Below are 1,340 nucleotides of genomic sequence, written 5' to 3'. Positions count from 1 at the left end.
AAAAAAACCTTCCTCTTATTAAGTAAGAAGAAGGTTATATCTTATATTTGATGAGTCATGCAGGATTCGAACCAGCGACCCTCTGATTAAAAGTCAGATGCTCTACCAACTGAGCTAATGACTCATAATATAAAAATGGCTGGGGTACCTGGATTCGAACCAGGGCATGACGGAATCAAAATCCGTTGCCTTACCGCTTGGCTATACCCCAAAAGATGGTGGAGGGGGGCAGATTCGAACTGCCGAACCCGAAGGAGCGGATTTACAGTCCGCCGCGTTTAGCCTCTTCGCTACCCCTCCGAAACAATGGTGGAGGATGACGGGATCGAACCGCCGACCCTCTGCTTGTAAGGCAGATGCTCTCCCAGCTGAGCTAATCCTCCAATATGTATAAAGTTTAAATGGTGACCCCTACGAGATTCGAACTCGTGTTACCGCCGTGAAAGGGCGGTGTCTTAACCGCTTGACCAAGGGGCCATATTTTTAATGTCTCTAACAGGACAAGAATTATATTATCATATATCTATAAATTGCGCAATACTTTTTTAAAAATATTTTTTATTTATTTTCAATAGTGTTAGAACACCTACTAAAAATAGGATAAAAGCTTCCAACCGGGCTCGAACCGGTGACCTCTTCCTTACCATGGAAGCACTCTACCTGCTGAGCTATGGAAGCACAGACAAAAAAATGGCTCCGAAGGTAGGACTCGAACCTACGACCCTCTGATTAACAGTCAGATGCTGCTACCAACTGAGCTACTTCGGAACAATATTATTGTAGAACTTGAATATATACTTATTATAACAGGATATTATCATCTTGCAACTACTTTTCTAAAAATACTAATTATTTATTTTAATTTAATTTGTGAATAAAGCTAATTCCATTTTATTCATAGAAAATGGAATTATATTTTATACTTCATAAATATATTTACTAATAATGACGATTTTATTATTTTGATATAAATGATCTTTGGATAGTCGAATCTTCATTATTCAATCTAATGTATTTTGACAACGAAAGAATATATAGCATCTCAATTACCCATATTACATATGACACATGGCACTGGAGGCATGAGTTTCAAGTTGAGGGCAGCTATATCAAAGAATTGATTTGCCGATGAAGTTTATCATGCCGCCATTCCATATAAAGTCAAAACGTGAAGCTTGATGTTTAAAGTAGAGAACTTAGTTACTTAATCTTTACTATAAAATATAAAAAGCACAACTGATAAACAGTTGTGCTTTTAGCGTGCCTAGCAACGTCCTACTCTCGCAGGGGGACAGCCCCCAACTACCATTGGCGCTAAAGAGCTTAACTTCTGTGTTCGA

7 tRNA genes and 1 rRNA gene are annotated in these 1,340 nt (G+C 38.4%); all 8 read right to left on the bottom strand.

The window, feature by feature from the left end:
- Positions 1-51: 51 nt before the first annotated feature.
- Positions 52-124 (bottom strand) — tRNA-Lys (locus D1606_RS18490).
- Positions 125-136: 12 nt separating this feature from the next.
- A tRNA-Gln gene (locus D1606_RS18485) sits at positions 137-211 on the bottom strand.
- A gap of 5 nt (positions 212-216) precedes the next feature.
- Positions 217-300 (bottom strand) — tRNA-Tyr (locus D1606_RS18480).
- A gap of 7 nt (positions 301-307) precedes the next feature.
- Positions 308-383, bottom strand: a tRNA-Val gene (locus D1606_RS18475).
- Positions 384-402: 19 nt separating this feature from the next.
- A tRNA-Glu gene (locus tag D1606_RS18470) sits at positions 403-477 on the bottom strand.
- Positions 478-605: 128 nt separating this feature from the next.
- Positions 606-678 (bottom strand) — tRNA-Thr (locus D1606_RS18465).
- A 13-nt stretch (positions 679-691) separates the two neighbouring features.
- A tRNA-Asn gene (locus D1606_RS18460) sits at positions 692-768 on the bottom strand.
- A 494-nt stretch (positions 769-1,262) separates the two neighbouring features.
- Positions 1,263-1,340: ribosomal RNA gene (rrf, locus tag D1606_RS19405) — 5S ribosomal RNA — on the bottom strand; the annotation flags it as partial.

It is taken from the genome of Rummeliibacillus sp. POC4, assembly GCF_003576525.1.
GTDB lineage: Bacteria > Bacillota > Bacilli > Bacillales_A > Planococcaceae > Rummeliibacillus.
This window is presented reverse-complemented; position numbering and strand designations above follow the sequence as displayed.